12 protein-coding genes are annotated in these 18437 nt (G+C 39.9%); 2 read left to right on the top strand and 10 right to left on the bottom strand.

The features are described 5' to 3' along the window. Window positions 1-902: 902 nt before the first annotated feature. Window positions 903-4559: a collagenase gene (locus BGP78_RS14210; RefSeq protein WP_119861982.1), complete on the top strand. Its 3657-nt coding sequence runs from the start codon at window positions 903-905 to the stop codon at window positions 4557-4559. 87 nt (window positions 4560-4646) lie between these two features. On the opposite strand, the gene BGP78_RS14205 is transcribed toward BGP78_RS14210, so the two are convergent. The 10 genes from BGP78_RS14205 to BGP78_RS14160 form a co-directional block, all read right to left on the bottom strand. Further along, window positions 4647-5696 carry a hypothetical protein gene (locus BGP78_RS14205; RefSeq protein WP_119861981.1) on the bottom strand — a complete coding sequence of 350 codons (1050 nt, stop codon included), beginning with the start codon at window positions 5694-5696 and terminating at the stop codon, window positions 4647-4649. A 59-nt stretch (window positions 5697-5755) separates the two neighbouring features. Beyond that, on the bottom strand, window positions 5756-6820 hold the full coding sequence (locus BGP78_RS14200; protein ID WP_119861980.1) for a hypothetical protein: 1065 nt from the start codon (window positions 6818-6820) through the stop codon (window positions 5756-5758). Window positions 6821-7554: 734 nt separating this feature from the next. Continuing rightward, window positions 7555-8184, bottom strand: a complete 630-nt coding sequence (locus tag BGP78_RS14195; protein ID WP_119861979.1) for an isoprenylcysteine carboxylmethyltransferase family protein — start codon at window positions 8182-8184, stop codon at window positions 7555-7557. A gap of 559 nt (window positions 8185-8743) precedes the next feature. Next, window positions 8744-9250: an adenylate kinase gene (locus BGP78_RS14190; RefSeq protein WP_119861978.1), complete on the bottom strand. Its 507-nt coding sequence runs from the start codon at window positions 9248-9250 to the stop codon at window positions 8744-8746. 304 nt (window positions 9251-9554) lie between these two features. Next, on the bottom strand, window positions 9555-12233 hold the full coding sequence (locus tag BGP78_RS14185; RefSeq protein WP_119861977.1) for a DUF349 domain-containing protein: 2679 nt from the start codon (window positions 12231-12233) through the stop codon (window positions 9555-9557). After that, complete coding sequence (locus BGP78_RS14180) at window positions 12223-12504, bottom strand: YeaC family protein (protein ID WP_010362679.1); 282 nt, start codon at window positions 12502-12504, stop codon at window positions 12223-12225. The genes BGP78_RS14185 and BGP78_RS14180 overlap by 11 nt, the downstream gene beginning before the upstream one ends. 1 nt (window position 12505) lies before the next feature. Further along, window positions 12506-12832 carry a hypothetical protein gene (locus BGP78_RS14175; RefSeq protein WP_010362678.1) on the bottom strand — a complete coding sequence of 109 codons (327 nt, stop codon included), beginning with the start codon at window positions 12830-12832 and terminating at the stop codon, window positions 12506-12508. A 102-nt stretch (window positions 12833-12934) separates the two neighbouring features. Then, window positions 12935-14611 carry a sodium:alanine symporter family protein gene (locus BGP78_RS14170; RefSeq protein WP_119861976.1) on the bottom strand — a complete coding sequence of 559 codons (1677 nt, stop codon included), beginning with the start codon at window positions 14609-14611 and terminating at the stop codon, window positions 12935-12937. 70 nt (window positions 14612-14681) lie between these two features. Further along, window positions 14682-15809 carry a M14-type cytosolic carboxypeptidase gene (locus tag BGP78_RS14165; RefSeq protein ID WP_119861975.1) on the bottom strand — a complete coding sequence of 376 codons (1128 nt, stop codon included), beginning with the start codon at window positions 15807-15809 and terminating at the stop codon, window positions 14682-14684. 188 nt (window positions 15810-15997) lie between these two features. Then, complete coding sequence (locus tag BGP78_RS14160; protein WP_119861974.1) at window positions 15998-17443, bottom strand: glyceraldehyde-3-phosphate dehydrogenase; 1446 nt, start codon at window positions 17441-17443, stop codon at window positions 15998-16000. A gap of 144 nt (window positions 17444-17587) precedes the next feature. On the opposite strand from BGP78_RS14160, the gene BGP78_RS14155 reads away from it, so the two are divergent. Continuing rightward, a complete protein-coding gene (locus tag BGP78_RS14155; RefSeq protein WP_119861973.1) occupies window positions 17588-18388 on the top strand; it encodes a DUF2989 domain-containing protein in 801 nt (266 codons plus the stop codon). The last annotated feature ends 49 nt before the right edge of the window (window positions 18389-18437 follow it).

Here is an 18437-nt window from a genome sequence, read left to right as displayed (position 1 = left end):
GTTTTTCGGTATTCTGCCACTTTGAGATGGCACTATCACTTAGCCAAATATTGATGTTACCGCGTTGAACCAAAGCACGGTTGTACTGTGACCAATTCCTAATTTTCTTCTTCATTTCGCATCATGGGTTAAGGCATTTAATGATCTGATCGCACCAAACCAAAGAAGTTCAATTATTTAGGAAACAACGCCCTTTCAATCTTAAACATACTAATTTCCTTTCCTTAAAATCAAGTAGAATGAACCAATATACTATAAGTAAAAAATACAAAACCTCTCACATCAGTATACTTTTTCCTGCTTGGGTTATTCATATCCGCCCTCTTAAGCATTGCTATTTATCCTATACGGGATTTGAAAAATAACGACATCACCATCTTTTTACTACCTCCTACTTACCATCAATAATTTTTTAATTCATATAAACGTTTTGAGCGATAACGTTAAAGCTATTTCATTTGTGGGGGATCAGTAAATTGTGGTTTTAGTGATTAACATAAGATATGACGCCGAGCAGCTATCATTCAACCAAAATGAAAATAGCACATGACAAAGGTACTTTAAGTTAACCCACCCTTACTTTTCACCAACACACGTATCACACCACTGAGAGCTTTTCATTAACACCTTATGAAAAAACACTAATGAATTGAATTTAAATAAAAAATTAAAAATCGAATAACTATAGACAAAAAAGATATATGAATTAAGCAAGATTGCTTTGCATACAGTATACAATCTACGTTATAAAAATTAAGGCAATATGACAAGATTGTAAAAAGTGCCAATAAAAATAATGGATGACAGTGCGTAAGCTTGGCAAAAATACTTGTCATGCGAAGGAATAACAAACTTTACGTTCATATAACCACAACATGTTGATAATAATAATGAATAAAACTATGAAAAAATCCGTTCTCGCAAGTGCAGTACTACTTTCCCTCAGTAGTAATATTACTTTGGCTAACGCTCAGTGTGGAGACCCTACACTACCTCGCCAAGGTGAAGTAAGCGCCAATCAAACACACTGTATTACAAATTATGGTCACTATTTTTATGTAGAAGTTCCTTATGAGAACAGTCAATTAGTTATCAGCACCTCAGGTGGTACGTATAACGGAGTTGATGCGGCGATAAGTCTATATGAAGGCAATCATTGGAGTGGCACAGTCACACAGCGCAGTGATACGCCAGACACAAACACAGAACGAGTCTCAGAAACATCACGAGCAGGAAGACGCTACTTTAAAATCGACGGTAACATTGCGCAAACTACATTAAGAGTCGACATTACTGGGGGAGATATTCCCCCTCCACTTGGCGACTACATTGTTTACAACACCAATATCGCCGTTAACTTACCTAACCCGGCTATTAGCTCAAAGTCTCAATACGGGAGCATCATCCCCACTATTTTAGCGGCCAAATATGCTGATTTTGAAGCGCTTGCCGGCGCTGCAAATGACCCACTCACCGATGTACTCGAAGCAATCCATTATCTAGCGGATACCGATGACATTGCCGACCCAGATTTAAACCAACTATTGTATTTCCTTGGGTCATATAAATTTTATGCGCAAGCCATTACCACCACAGAAGCAAGTAATCTAAATACCGCCATGCAAGCCGTTGCAAAAATGACCGCGTTTTTATCACCGACGGGCAGTGTTATCCAAGAAGGTTATGCAAAAACCATCAATAACTTTCAACGTGGCAATGGCGCAAACCACTTTAAAGATCAGCTCCCCCACATACTGGCCGCAATCCAATATCATTCATTACAAACAGATCCATTCAAGGCAAACAATGCCAGTGATGCCATGATGGAAATGCTCGGTGCGATTGCTAATACCGCACTATATGGTGATCCGGCCGCACAAAATGCCATAAATGAACAGATCTTGGATGTGATGTCTGTTATTCGCTCATTTGCAGTATTAGGTGAAACGGCTATTGATTTGCGTTGGAGTAAAGAGTCAGACCGTCAATGGATTGTGCCACACAGTTACATCGCATTGGGCAAAATTGCCACCATTGCGACTGACGAGGCAAAAGCACGCTTTGACAGTATTGTGCTTGAAACCCATGAAAAACTCATCACATGGTTAAGTACTGAAACCATTGAAACACTGACCACCAAAAAGTACCTAGATTCGGCCAAGCGACTATGTGAAAGTAACGATCCACTCTTTGGTCATTGTATCGTGCCACCAAAAGAGTCTGATATTTTAACGGTGACACATACATGCTCTGAGTCAGTCACTATTCGTGCCCAAAGCACCATCAGCCAATCAATCCTGAATAAGTCTTGTGCTGAAATGGCAACCCAAAAAACTGAATTTCATGCATTTTTTAATACCCAAGGCAGCCCAGTTGCAAACGACAAAAATACCACGCTTGAAGTTGTCGTATTCTCAAGCCCAGATGAATATAAAAAATATGCACCGGAGTTTTTTGATAATGTCGACACCGATAATGGCGGAATATACTTAGAAGGCACACCAGAAAAAGAAGGAAACCAAGCTCGATTCCTGGCAATGCAGTGCCCTGATGCTTGGGTTGGTAAGTCTTGTCAGTATGAAGACCAAATTTACAACCTACGTCACGAATATGTGCATTACCTTGATGGCAGATATGTCAAAGTCGGTGGCTTTAATTATTACAACTACAACGTGTCTTGGTCTGAAGGCATGGCTGAATATTTAGCAAATGGTACTGATTTTGCTCGTACATTAGAGTCAATCAAAGGCAAAGTGATCCCGCCGCTTTATAACTTGCTATTCATGGCTTATGGCTATGATGACTTATACCAGTGGAGCTACTTTGCTATGCGTTACTTAGACGAGCAACATAATAGCGATATGCACTTGCTCAAAGATGCATTGAGAAATGGCAGCAAAGAGGGCTACGTAAGTTCTTTAAAAGCGGTTGCACAGCGCAGCCAAGCAGACTTTGAAGCGTTTGTTATGGCTAATTCACAAGCCATTGCTGCAAAAGCTGAAATCATACCCGACGCTGGACAAATCGGTAGTTGCAGTCTAACCCAACAATATGTGCGCCCAGTTGATGCTAATAACACCGACTACACTATTACCAACAACACAGACACTCCGGTGTCTATTTTCTGGATTGATAATAACAAAGGAGTGGCTAACTTTGCTAAAAACTATAAAACACTAGGTCAAGGTGACACTTATAACGCAACAAATTGGCGAGAATTCGACAGAATCATGCTGTCAGACAATAATCTAAATTGCCTTGGGGTTGCGTCTTTGCAGTCAGCGGGTAACACGTTCACTATAAACGCAGATTTAGTAAAAGATGTTGAGCCAGAAACATTGCCAGCTCAGCATGTTCTGGGAAGCTGTGAATTAGTTAAACCACATATTATTGGTGATGAAGCACATCAATTTAGTATCACAAATACCACAGTTCACCCTGTTCGCTTATTCCGCATAGATAACCTGACTGGTAAGCCGAAATACGAAAGTGCGGCCGATGGATTTGATTATGGCTATGGCACATTACAAAAAGGGCAAAGCTATACGTCTGATATTTGGTATGCCAATCGCAGATTCATGATCACCGATGCGCGCTTAAATTGTTTAAGCGTGGGTGTTCTTGATAACCCAACAGGCAACTTTGCCATTGATGAAGCGATGGTCGCCAATGCAAAAAGCCCAGAAGTGCTTCCTGCTGCAAACCAGTTAGGGTCTTGTGACTTAATGGAAAAACACCTAACCGGTCCATTTGAAGCTGATTTCAAATTCACAAATACCACTGATACCACTGTACGTATCTATCGTGTAGATAACGAAACAGGTGTATTGAGCGACAGTTTTGAATTTAAAACACTCGCGAAAGGTGAAACCTACTCAAGTGCCGACTCTTGGAAATGGTTTGGTAATCGACGCGCCGCTATCACCACACAGTCAGGTCAGTGTTTAGCCGTTGCCGTCATGAGTGAAGAAAACACGCTCAATGACTACACCATCACCAATGATATTCTTGATAATGGTAACGGTAATAATAACGATACCGACGGCGATGGTGTAATCGACTCTGAAGATGCTTTTCCAAATGATCCAACTGAAACAAAAGACACCGATGGTGATGGTTTTGGAGACAATAAAGACGCATTTCCAAACGACCGCACTGAATGGCTCGACAGCGATGGGGATGGCATGGGTGACAACAGCGATCCATTCCCGAATGACCCAAACAATGGTGCTATTCAAAATTGTGGGGCAGCCACCATTAACTATGGACAATTAACGCTTAGTAAAAATGAGTGTGTTGCAGGTGGACGTAATTCATTCTATGTGTGGATCGCAGCAGACAACACCACTTTGACACTGCAAAGCCAAGGCGGCGAAGGTGATGTCGGTATTTACTTCAACGCCGATACTTGGGCCACTAAAGCCAATGCACAAAGTAAATCTGGTGAAACTGGCACAGCACAAAACCTTGTTGTTACGGCTAACCGAGGCTGGCGCTACATCACCCTAAATACCAACTCTACCTTTAAGGGGGTAACCTTTAGCATTAACGCGCAATAACCCCACCTTAATTACATGTAAGTAACCAATAGGCGCTACCCTACTTGTGGCGCCTATTTCTAGAATTATACGTACAAAAAACTGAAGCTAATTAGCCAGGTTTTGTAGAAATGTCAGGCTCTTAAGCTCATTTTTCGACGGCTGATATGGCACCTGTTGCAAACTATCAAACACAAAGTCATTAATCTCAAAATGTTTAATTTCACTACTACCAAACAGACTCGGCTGAGCTGGGCTTGGCGACATCAGTTCAATCACAAACTCACTCAGAGACATTGAACTCGCTTGCGGGTTTAACACAGACCAGTGTGCGGATAAAGAGAGGTTTTGTAGCCCTTCGCTTAATTTCCCTTTAGTCGTCAAATGCGCGATAGGTTCACCAGATGCGTATAAGTTAGCACGAATACGATAATTACCTGCTTTAAAAACCTCTAAATGTAGTGGCACACTCATCTTGTCATTGTCAGAATAAGCGTTGCCTATACTTAATAATTTGGCACTTGGCTGCATATACTGCAACTGCGCAACAACAGGAACTTTCTTATTCTGTACCGTCACTTTGGCGACCACCTGCAAGTTACGCGGATAATCTTTATTTGCTTTAAACTTAATATCATAGCTAGATTGGCTAGCAACTAATGACTGAGTTTTGAACACCATTTTGGTATCTACATCCATCAATGTCACACTCACTTTATCAATCTCAGCGCCCGAGATATTAACGTGAATATTTTCTGGGTATATAAAACGGTATTTGGCTAATTTTATGGTCAGTTTTCCGCCTTGCTCATCAATTGGCATTGAGACTGGATAAAACATATTTGGCGTTAAGCGATCTGTATCAAATTTACTTAACGGCTGTGAATACTTTGGAAAGCGCAGTGCCGATTGATATTGAGAAACGACCTGTTTTGCGGCAACTTTAATACTATCGTCAAACTGAATGTCTTTCGCCTTTGTATTTGTATGCTTAATTTCTACTTTTTGTACTTCAGGCACTACTGGCTGAACCTCGCTTACCTCAATCGCATTCATAACAACTGTTTGCGTCTTGGCTTGGCTATCGCTACCCAAAAACCCCCACAGTGTGGCAACAGCCACCAGTGCTAACGCTGCCCATAATTTATAGTTTTTCATATATACTCACTTAAATTCGCGGTATTAAACTGCAAATACCGCGAAATACTTCAACTTATTTAAGGAATGGCGCTATAGATAAGCTCAGAAGCACTTAAGTTGTTTGAGTTAGCCACAAAACGGTAGTGCTTCTTCCAAAACCAGTGGCCAGACGATTCGTTAACTGTTTGAAAAGAAACCGCCTGTCCACCAATCTGAGCCGTATGGTTAGCGACAGTTACATTACCTTTATGCGCTGCATTTCGTATATTGTTGTGACTGTAATTATCCGACATGATCATCGGGAAATGATAAGGCATAAAACCTTGTACCCCATCACTTTGGCTCGTAATTTGTCCATCTGTTGCAATACTTCGACTGCAACTTTCGAACGACTCTACCGCACTTGCGCCACAGGAAGAATGAAGTGCAACAACGCCATCGTCTTTCCCTTTTAGAAATAATTTAGTCGCACCAAAAAAGTCATCTCCCTCTGCAACAAATCGTAATCTTGGTGCTCTATCATCTGGAACCGGCGCTATTCGTCTTGCGTTATTTACTTTTAAGTCATGTAATACGCCTACCGCTTCAGTTACATCACTGCCTAACCACCATTTCAATGCCCTGTCGACAACTGAGCTCCAATCAGCAGCACCGGTTAGCGCACTTACCGCAATATCAGCCAGCTCACTGCCCCCTCCAGCACCGGCAATGTCGAATGTGGCAACAATATTCAGTGGCTCTAACCCGGCGTTAGTAAGCCAATTTTCTTGATTATCTATAATATAGCGCGCAACTAAATCGCCAGTAGAATGTGTCACTAATACGCAGCCGGCTTCGCACAATTTTGATTCAGAAAATTGCTTCAACTTGGGCCATATCCAATCGGTTGCTATCTTACCTTCAATACGCTCGTACGAAGGCCAATCAATTCGCTCATCAGACAATCTTCCCCAATAAGATGACCAATATGACGCTCCGTCACTCTCTACATTACTTCCCGCTGCATTTATTAACTGCTGGGGTTGTAAGCCATGAATTAAGATAGTTTTATACTCCTTGCTTACAGCGCCAAAACTGGCACTCAGTGTGAGGAGTACTGCGCATAAACTGCTTAATGTGATACTGCTTTTATTTTTTTTCATATCAATTCTCAGTTTGTTAATGTCATTTTTAAATCATATGTTACTGACACATCTGATGTCAGACCTCAGATCACTAAGGTAAAAGCCAGTATTGTGAATAAACGATCAAAATTCAACCAAAAATTAACATTAGGGAATACATACTGCTTGATCTTTCAGCATACACTTTTTATCTAAAGGGTTTATTAGTAGTAAATTCAATTGAATAAATACTCGATAATGAAAGGCAGTGATACATGAAAACAGCAGAAAAAATTCTATGATGCAGTATAAAATATAAGCCACGCTTATAACTAAGTGTATTTAGCACAGCTTTAGCAGCAATTAATGATAAAACGGTACAAAAATGATAAGAAGGTGCTTTAGGGTGCAGGGCCAGTATGCCCACAATAGGCTACCTTTCCCCCTATATACAATGTATTTGATAGGCTTATTACGTGAAAATATGAATCTAATTAGCGCAGACCATACTATATCCCAATGGCTATATCCCAATGGCTATATCCCAATGGCTATATCCCAATGGCTATATCCCAATGACAGTATTATTAATTCACCTCAGGTTTGGATAAGGGTTTTGGAATAGAAAATGTTTTTAAAACAAACTTCGATTATCCAGAGCTGAGGTTAATTACTAAAATGTGAGGTTCTTCCCAGTTGCGTGTAACCCTGTACCAGGCCTCGTTATGATGAGGAGGGTAGTATAGCGATACCGCTCGATTAAATTAGCTCTTTTATATCCAACGGCGGACACTCAACCTGTATCGCGTGTAATCTTCGGGAAAAGCTGCAAGTAAATGCTGCTCTTCAGATAAGGTTTGCCTGAGTAGTGTAAACCAACCTATTACTAAACATATCAGTGTAAACACGCTCGGTAGTGCCAAAAAGAAACCAAGTTGTGAAACCGCAACCCCTAAAAACATAGGGTTTCTTGAGTACTTATATAAGCCATGTGAAATAATATTTTTCGGCCCACTGGGATCAATGCCTGAACGCCACTCTTTACCAAAATAACAGTGCACAGAGATAGTAAATAAAAACCCCGCTGTAAGTAATAAAATGCCTGTCAAAATGACACTATACTCTTCTAAACCAGTAAACCTGCCAATATAATTATCTGTATCAGGAAGTAAGAGCCTACATACACATAACATCCATATCACCACTCTAAAGCCTCTAAATAGTGAGTGATTCCACCACGTCGTGCCAAAACGCGGCCCAGGAAAAATAACTTCAGCAGTAATTTTACTTTTTAGCAAGATGATTCTAGTTGTATAAAATGCAGCAACAAAAGAATAAAAGACAGCCAAGTAAATACGGTTGAACTCTATCAAATCATAAGCAGTATTCATATCGTTTAACATTGTATTCCAACTAACTGTTACAAAAATTTATAAATAGGCACATCGAGTGCAAATAGCGCATATGTTGATGAGTGTGTACCTAATACTACTGTATATGTCGTAATAAACATGAAAGGCATTAAGCTACGACCCTATTAAATTGACACGAGCTTGCTTAACAACCAGCAACGTCGATTTAAATTATGATGGCATAGTTTAATTTACCCCTCTTACTCATTACCTAGAGCACTTATCGTTAATGAGCAACCCCAAACTGGCAATCATAAATATAACGGTGACGTTAGCTACATCACAATGTCGTTAGAGTTTACATACCAAAACTGCTCTGCGTCATCTGGTGACTAAGACCTCAACCTCGCCTTAATCAATATAGAATTATGAAAAATAACATACTGAACCATCTTTAAAGTTTTATCACTATGCTAATGAGAGTTAGTCAGAGCCTAAGTTTGAATAAGGCATTTAAACAGTACCTACTACTCCAATACATGCAGTATTAAATTAAGGTACTGCCGTCATGATAATCTAAAATATACATTTTAAGAACTAATAATTAACTTCATAACGTGAATTTTTTTAGCTCTGAATAACTACGAATGACATAAACTAATTTACCTGCTGATTTATCATTCATCTCTTTCTCAAAGTTTTCATTCCAAAACTGTGGACTCAGCTTTAAATGTCTATAACTTGCCAATGTTCCTTTCAATATAGAACTACCCTCCGGCCATCCTAGTGGCTTTTTTACAAACAAGCCTTGTAGTAATCGTTTGGTGACCAACCAATAACTCGTTAAATACGGTAAATCGATAAATATCCATATATCTGCAGAGTCTAGGCGTGTATAAAATGAGTCAAGTGTCCCTAAACCATCTATTATCCAACTGTCTAACGATAATATAAGGTTATGAGACTCATCATAAACGGCTTTATCAACCTTCTCTCCATTACTTTTATAACTAATACAGTCTAAAGAATACAATTCGATATCGTTTGCTATCGATAGCTTATTACTCAAACTTGATTTCCCGCTCCCTGGCTTACCAAATACAGCTATTTTTTTCATAACATTCCTTATTAACGTTAACATGCCCAAAAATGGGTATAAAAAAACCCGCAAAATAGGCGGGTTTAAATTATTACAAGCACATTTAAATCACCACCATTGTGAATAAAAGTGGCTAATTCGTATAAAAAGTGTATGTGTATATATTTTCATCATTACATCTTGTTTCAATGGCTATCAAATGTCAATGTGTGGCATATTAAAAACGATATAGTCGCTAAACTAAATATACCGTTACAAAAAAAGCGCCATAAAGGCGCTTTTTAATTTATTTATAAACAGTTACTTTAAGTAAATGCATAAACTACGCATTTAACACTTGGGCAAGCCTAGTAACGTCTCTCAACTCACCGCTTACGTTCAAATAAGCGATCAAATATTGCTCAAGCGTTTCTAAATTACCTTGGAGTTTATCGTCTAATAAAGCAACTTGCTCTTGCATACGACGCGCTTTTTGCTCACTAGGTGATTCGATATTAGACAATATCTCGAGACGTAGAATGAGTTGCTCTGCTGTCAATCTATGCTGCTGTGTACTTTGCCACTGACTTGGTAGCTCTGTACCTTGCTCTAATGCAGCAAGCAATGAAACAAACTTTTCTTTATCACGCTGCATATGCTTTTGTGACAAAAGATCATCTACTCTTTTATTCAAGTTTGCTTTGATTTTACGGACACCGGTTAGTACATTTAGGCTCTCTAATCGAGTTTTAAAGGCCTGTAATTCATTGACAGTTAAAGTGTCTGTTAACGCATCTGCAAATTCAGCTAACTCAGCTTTTTGAGCTTGTTCAACTTGTACTTGCTGCTGCTTCTGCTCATTAAATTGCTCGCTACGTTTCGCGAATACTGCATCATTATGTTTTCTAAACAACTGCCACAGAGTATGCTCTTGTTTAGTGCCTGCGAACCCTATCGTTTGCCATTGCTTTTGTAATGTTTTCAACTCATCACAAGCTGCTGCTAATTCATCACTGTTCACTAACTCTTCAGCACGCGTAACAAGTGCCTGCTTTTCAACTGAATTCGCCTGATGAAACGATTTAAGTACCGTATTAACACCATTGTATGCATCTCGGTACTGTTCATTAAGTGCTTTATAAACAGCGCCATCGACGCTTCCTGCATTACGCCACGCCTTGGCCAAACGGTTAAACTGACTCTCAAATTGACGCCAATCGAAATCACTTACTTGCGTATTTACACGACTAAGCTCTTGTACTTGTTCTATAAGTTGCTGACGTTCGCCTTTTGCAGCTTCACGTTGTTGTTCTTGCTCTGCAAAATGTACTCGACAAGGAGCAAAAAGTAGCTCAATTTTTTCATCAAATAAAGCTGCTTGTGCCTTTTCTTCCTCTGTATCGACACGGCCAAGTTCATTCCAACGCTTACGTAATACTTTAACCTCAGCAGCGCGTTTTTTGACATCAATGCCTGTTTCTTGGAGCTTCTCATCTAACGTCGTTAACAGCTCTGCACGTTTTGGCGTCGCAGCATACTTCTGCCAATCTCTTGCTTCTGCCAATGCTGAAGAAAGCGCTAAATACGTTTTTTCAACGTTTTGCTTATTTCGCTCAGTCAGTAAATTATAACTTTCTAAAAACCCGTTAAAAACACCAAAGGCCACATTAAAACGGCCTTGATCTAGTAAGCGTTGAACATCTTTACCTTTTCGGCGAGTTTGCTTTAAATGTGATTCTTGAGCATTAACCAGAGGCTCCATTGCTGATTTAAATTCACCGCTTAGCTGACGTAATTTGTCTGATGCAGATGAACGAAGCGACTGCGGTAACTCAGATAACGCTTTTTTGCAGTCAGCATACGCAGATTTCTGTGCTGTTAGCACCTCATCTAGCTTGGCGATGTCATCCGTTGCTTCAATTGTTGCTAATGCACCCAACGTACGCTGCGCCACTGTGTTTGCTTCAATTAATGCAGGTAAACGCGTTAATGAGTGTTTCTGATTTTCAATACGCTTAAACTGTGTAATAAAGTCAGGGTGTGATTGGTAATTTAATTGCTCAGCTTTACTCGCTAACAGTGTTAGTTTATCGTGTAATGGCTGTGACTGTTCGGAATCAAGTGCCTGAAGTGCATTATTTAACGATACTTCAAATGCATCAATATCAGCCGTTAATTCTGCTAAGGCCAATGCCTGCGCTTGCTTTACTTGAAGTGCAGCTTGTTCATCATCATGCTTACTTCTCAAAGCCTCAATATGACGATTCAGTTTCTCACTGATGGTTTTATATTTCTGGTCAACAACGCTGATGTCTTCAGCATTTAACCATGTAAGCTCAATACCCTGCCATTCGCTGTACAGCACCTTACTTTGTTCATCAACCGTTTGATAAGCAGTCTTTTCACGTAATGCATTTAGCTTTGCCAACACCATCTTTGTTTGCTGTTCAACTTGCTTAGGCATGATCTTAGCTAAACGAACCTGTTCCATATGGTGTTCTAAATGTACCAGTGCCGCACCTTGTGCGACTTTCAACAATACTTTTTCCAGCTGATACTGTTCAACTAAAGGCAACAAAATAACTTGTAATTCTTCACTACCATCACGAAATGCTTTTTCGATCAATTTCACATTTGCTAAACGTTTCAGTAGTTTAAAACGAACTTGCAATTCCTTTTCAGAAAATGCCAACTTTTCTAAAAATTTAGCTGGTGCGTAACGGTCTATATATTCACTGCGAATATCATTTGATAATGCAGTATTGCTGCTTAATACAGCACTTGATATTTGCTGCTCTGCAAGGTCTTTTAAATTTTGGTCTTGCTTATAGGCCTGCCACCATAAGACTAAGTCGTTAACTTTATGAAGCGCCTTTTTACGGATCTCTGCAGAACTATCTTCTAATGCGATAGTTTGTAATACACTGGCATCTTTGCCGGTATCTAATTTATCCAGTGCGGCTAAGCGTACTTCCGTTTTAGGGTGTTTCCATTTGGGCGTAAAAAGGTGTTTAAAGATCATGTTCACTGAACCTAGCTATTTCGTTTTGGGCTTTGAATTCTTGTTGTAACTCGCGTTTAGATTTTTGAACCATTTCACCTTGTTCATTTATGGTGAATTGTTCGTTGCTCTTCGCAACTTTTGCTTGATACAGCATTACCAACTGTACTGTTTGTTCTTTCTGCTCTGACGTTAACGTTGTGCCATCTGGCCATTTGCCTGTTGCCGCGCCGTATTGCAAACGCTCAAAAAGTTCTGGGGTTAAATTATTAACTAAGCTATCAATATTCATATTAACTTTTCTTTTTCAAATAAACTAAGATCACGCGATTGACTAAATACCAAAAACATCCAATACCGATCGCCGCTTTCGTCAATGCCATTTGCACGGTCCCTGCAGTCGGTTGCTGCCAATATAGATATAAGAAACCACCTAGGAATAAGATCAACGCGAGAAAAGAGTGATTAATAAACATTTGTTGTTTCTTTACTCTTTTCGTTGATGCAATACGCGCTAATTGCTCTTCAGTCACATCATTTAAAGGTGTGTGGCAATGCGAACACACAGCACTTTTACTCGAAATTGATTTACTACAACTAGGACATTGTACAATTGCCATAAATGACTACTCCTAATGCTACAAAAAATGGCGCCCCTAGGCGCCATTTTACTTGTTTTCTTAGTGAAAGTCTTTGCTCAATTGCATTCATTCACCGTGAGTTTATTTTTCGTTTGGGTTTTCTTTTTTAAACTTCGTCCAGTAATCGTTAATTGACTCTTTCATCTCTTTTCGTAGCAAGAAAATACCAAATAAGTTAGGCAGTGTCATCACCACAATCGCCACCGCTGCCAACTTCCAAACAAGGGTTGTATCTGCAAACGACGCCCAGAAGAAACCAGCAACATAAAAAACACGATATGGCATGACCGACTTACTGCCTAGCAGATAAATCATCGCTCTATCACCATAATACGACCAAGCAATTGCAGTAGAAAATGCAAACAAAAGCAGACCAATAGAGACGATATACTTACCGTTTTCACCAAAGAACCCACGAGTAAATGCTTTTGTCGTCAGTTCAGCTGAGTGAACCAACGATTTACCCATAATGCTAATACTGTTATCAACTGGGATCCCATCTTTAATTGTCACAACTCCGGTGTAGACATGACGCGGCGTAATACCAAAGCGAATATCTTCACCGATAGAGCGAGAGTGGATCACGGTAAAGTCTGTATTTACTGCACGCCCTTGTACAACGTTAATATTGCCATTATAAATCTCTATACCATGATCTTTTTGGCCATTTAAATATTTATACAATGCCTCTCTTTGCTCAGTGTTATCTTCACTAAACTGACCTTGCACAATAGTCATTGAAGAGCGTTCAAAATGAGTATCAAATTTTTCAGTCCATACTCCTGATGATAAAATAACCAATCCGGTTAGCGTACAGATCACAATGGTATCGATGAATGGTTCTAATATAGATACCATGCCTTCAGAGACGGGTTCATCACCTTTCGCTGACGCGTGAGCAATAGGTGCCGAACCTTGACCCGCTTCATTTGAAAACAAGCCACGGTTTACACCCCGGTTAAATGCATACGCAAAAGAAGCTCCTAAAAAGCCACCAGCTGCTGCTGAACCTGAAAAAGCATCTACAAATACCGAAGCAAATGACGGTCCAATATTTTCGATGTTATATAAGATAACGCCTAAAGCACCAATAATATAAACCGCAGCCATAAGTGGTACTACGCGTGATGTGATTGCTGCAATACGTTTAATGCCGCCAAGAATAACCAATGCTAATAATACAGATAAAACACCGCCGGTGTGCCACGGTTCAAAACCAAAAGTCGCTTCCATACCCTGCGCAATGTTATTAATTTGCGGTAAACTACCTGTACCAAATGAACTGATCACGGTGGCAATCGCAAATAACACAGCCAACCACTTCATATTTAAGCGACGGTCCATGTAATACATTGGTCCACCAGCCATCGTACCGTCATCTATTTTTACGCGATATTTATGAGACAAGGTTACTTCGACAAACTTTGTCGTCATACCAAAAAATGCGGTCATCCACATCCAAAATAATGCAGCTGGGCCACCAATAGAAATAGCCAGAGCTACACCACCGATGTTACCTGTACCAACAGTACCAGATAATGCCGTCGCTAATGCTTGAAAGTGAGTGGTATCCCCTTCTTGGTCTTTTTTATCAAACTTACCCGTTACGACTTTACACGCATGTTTAAAGTAACGAATTTGTGGGAATTTCAAATAAATGGTGAAAAACAAACCTACACCAAGTAATACGTATGGGAACCAAAAAGCCCCGCCTAGTAAACCATCTAGGTTATCTAGTAGTTGTCCAAATGCATCCACGACTCATCCTCGTTGTTGTTATACATAAAAGGCAATTCATTGCTGAATTGCCTTTTGAAATTTTTTATTATTATCTTAATTTATCAACGACATTAACTATCGCTGCTAACGTATCTTGGCCAAATTGATAAGAACGTCTATCTGACCAGCCATAATACGGATCAGGTAAATCCGCATTATCTTTAAATGGCATTTCAATAGTGTAAGCCAATGCCTTAAATGCTTCACCTACTGCACAAGATGCCACGGTTAAGTTTGCTTCACCAGGTGCATCTTTGTCATAGCCAAACTCATCTTGAAACTCAGGCGTGATCGCAAGTAATGCACTTTTGAAAGTCTCTTCTAAATTTTGCAAACGTTCATCATAGCTCGGGATCCCTTCACTACCAGCCACAAAATTATATGGCAGAGCTTCATCACCATGAATATCTAGATACATATCTAAACCAGACTCATGCATTTTATTTAATACATGAAACACTTCTGGTGATTGTTCCAAAGACGGTGTCGCCCACTCACGGTTAAGGTTTACACCTTTTGCGTTAGTGCGTAAATGACCGCGCACGCTGCCATCAGGGTTCATATTTGGCACGATATAAAACACTGCTTTTGACAATAATGCCGCGGCATGTGGGTCTTCATCATCAAGCAGTTTATGTAGTAAACCTTCGACAAACCATTCAGCCATGGTCTCGCCTGGATGTTGACGTGCAGTGATCCAAATCGCCTTTTTATCTTCACTTGGTTCGCCGACTTTAAGTAGGCTAATGTCTCTACCATCTAACGTCTTGCCAAGCGTCTCAATTTCACATACATCGTGACTTTGTGCCCAGTACAATAAATCTAAGTGGCGTTCATAGCTATAAGGCGCAAAGTAAGCAAAAAACGTGTGGGAAAACTCCGGTTCAAAATCAATAACCAAAGAACCCTCTTCATATTTACTTGGTACACGGAACCAAGTTTGGCGATCATATGACGCAACCGCTTGATAACCTTCCCACCCTTCTGGATATGCAGATTCTGCTAAACCGTTGATGTGAAGCTTATGTGATAAAAATGGGGTGCTTTCTAAACGAAAGTGAAACCATTGAAAAAAGTCAGACTCATGGTCTTTATTGATTTCAAGTTGAATATCAAGGGGATCATTTTGCGAGATCACCTTAATATTACCACTGTCAAAATTACTAGAGATGTTCATTTTATACCCTAAATTGAGTCTTTTCTGTTATAGCTAAGAAAAAAGAAAACTCTTTATTCTTACTTTAAAAAAATGCGCGCTGAAAATGTTAGTTTTGTGTAACACGCTTTATAAAGGGTATCATACCCATTGGCGTTTCAAAAACTAAAAAAGCCAGCTAATGCTGGCTTTTTGAAACAAATTCGCTACTAACGCGGTAGGCTTGGAAATGCGACCTCAGCCATGTCACGCATGACACGAACTACCTGGCAGCTATATCCAAATTCATTATCGTACCATACGTATAGTACTGCGCGATCGCCATCAACAATCGTTGCTTGTGAATCAACAACACCCGCATAACGGCTGCCGACTAAATCCGTCGATACGATCTCAGTTGACGATGTATAGTCAATTTGATCTCGTAAGTCAGAGTAAAGTGACGTATCACGTAAATAGCCATTTAGCTCTTCACGATCTGTCTCTGAATTTAGATTTAGGTTAATGATTGCCATTGATACATTTGGCGTTGGTACACGGATTGCGTTGCCAGTTAACTTACCAGCAAGTTCTGGTAATGCTTTAGCAACTGCTTTGGCAGCACCGGTCTCAGTGATCACCATGTTCAATGCGGCACTACGACCACGACGCTCAGCTTTATGGTAGTTATCAATTAGGTTTTGATCATTTGTATAAGAATGTACAGTTTCTACGTGACCATTCTTAATACCAAACTTATCATTGATTGCCTTCAATACTGGCGTAATCGCATTCGTTGTACAGCTTGCTGCTGAAACAATCTTGTCTTCTGATGCAATATCGTCGTTATTTACGCCGTATACCACATTCTTGATTTCACCTTTTGCAGGAGCGGTTAATAGTACTTTGGCAGCACCTGTTGACTTAAGGTGTAAACCTAAACCATCTTCATCTTTCCAAATACCGGTGTTATCTACGATAAGTGCATTCTCAATACCGTACTCAGTGTAATCAACTTCATCAGGAGAGTTAGCATAGATGATTTGGATGTAGTTACCATTCGCTTTAATGGCTTTTTTCTCGTGGTCTACAGTGATTGAACCGTTGAATGGACCATGAATTGAATCACGACGCAACAAACTTGCACGTTTTTCTAAGTCGCCATCGCGGCCACCACGAACTACGATTGCACGAAGGCGTAAATCAGCGTGAGAGCCGCCACGTTCTATCAGTAAGCGCGCTAATAAACGACCAATGCGACCAAAACCATACAACACAACATCACGAGGTTGTTGGCCATCGCCTTTATTTAATAATTCAGAAAGCTCAGCATTAAGGTATTCTTCAATCGAACGGCCTTCACCTGCATTTTTGTAGATATATGCATAGGCTAATTTGCCTAGGTCAATACGTGCTGGTGCGAGATCCATTTTGCTGATTGCTTCTAAGAATGGGAAGCTTTCACGCAGACGTAATTTGCTTTCTTCAAAGCGTGCCACTGTTTTGTGTGCTTTAATTACATCAATAACACTGGTATTTACAAGAGGGCGACCATAGATGGCGATTTCGATACCTGAATTACGATATAAGCGACCAATAATTGGCTGCATGTTTTCTGCGTAATCTTGGCGTTCTTGCCAGCTATTTTGATATTCTTGCTCGTGAGATAAGGTCATTTTTTTCTGCCTAATAAACAATTTTTTGAACGGATAGCCCTTCTGGGCATCGGTATTCTAATTTAAACTGCTATGATTCTCCACTGTTACCGAACAAATCATTGCGTTAAAATGATAAGTATAAGAAGAAAGAGAGAAATTAAAATGGCACTAAGACAGGCCCTTGTCTTATCAGCATTGTTGCTTACCGGATGCGATGAATCGCTCACACTTAGCCGTGTTTGCACTGAAACCCCTGGATTTTGTACCGATTTAAATAAGGACAGTCACTGTAAGGAGCAGCGTGCAAACGTGGCCATTGCACGTTACATCGAATACAAAGACCCCACTGATGATAACGTCTACGAATTACTCAAGCTGTTTGAAACATACAATGAATGTGTGTCTTTAGCAGCAAAGATCGAACATATTAAACTCAAAGACAAAACCACATCTCGCGTGGAGGGGCATCTCACCAGTTTAAAAGAGATGAATAGAATATACCAAGACACCGTCAATACAACACATCCGGGTTTATTGTATTATCAATGGTCGAGAAATAATAACCAGACCGCAATGAATAAATTGCTGCAAATGCAAGACTCACCAAAGGTCACATCAGATCCAGAAATTCAGTTATTTTTGGCTTCTTACTATGCTAAGTTTGATGATGAGAAGACAATTAATTTACTCTATCGCGTACTTGAGCTCAATAAAGAAGGCGATATGCCCGACCTAGAAGTCTATACCACTTTAACAAGTCTGTTTTATAAACATAAAAAGTATAAACACGCGTATATTTTTTCTAAAGTGGCGCAATTATCTGGTTTTGAAGATATCGATTTATTTCCGGTCACCCAACAGTTGACTAGCAGTGGGCAACCTCTGGGACCGCTTGATGATTTAGCCTCACAAACTTTTGCAGATATTCAAGCAGGGTCATTTGTCTCTCCTCGCGAATTTTAACACGCTGCCATTTAGACATTAAAAAAGAGCAATCATAATCATGATTGCT

The sequence above is a fragment of the Pseudoalteromonas sp. MSK9-3 genome (assembly GCF_003590335.1).
Lineage (GTDB): Bacteria > Pseudomonadota > Gammaproteobacteria > Enterobacterales > Alteromonadaceae > Pseudoalteromonas.
Note: the sequence above shows the minus strand (reverse complement) of the source record. Positions and strands in the feature narration are given on the sequence as shown.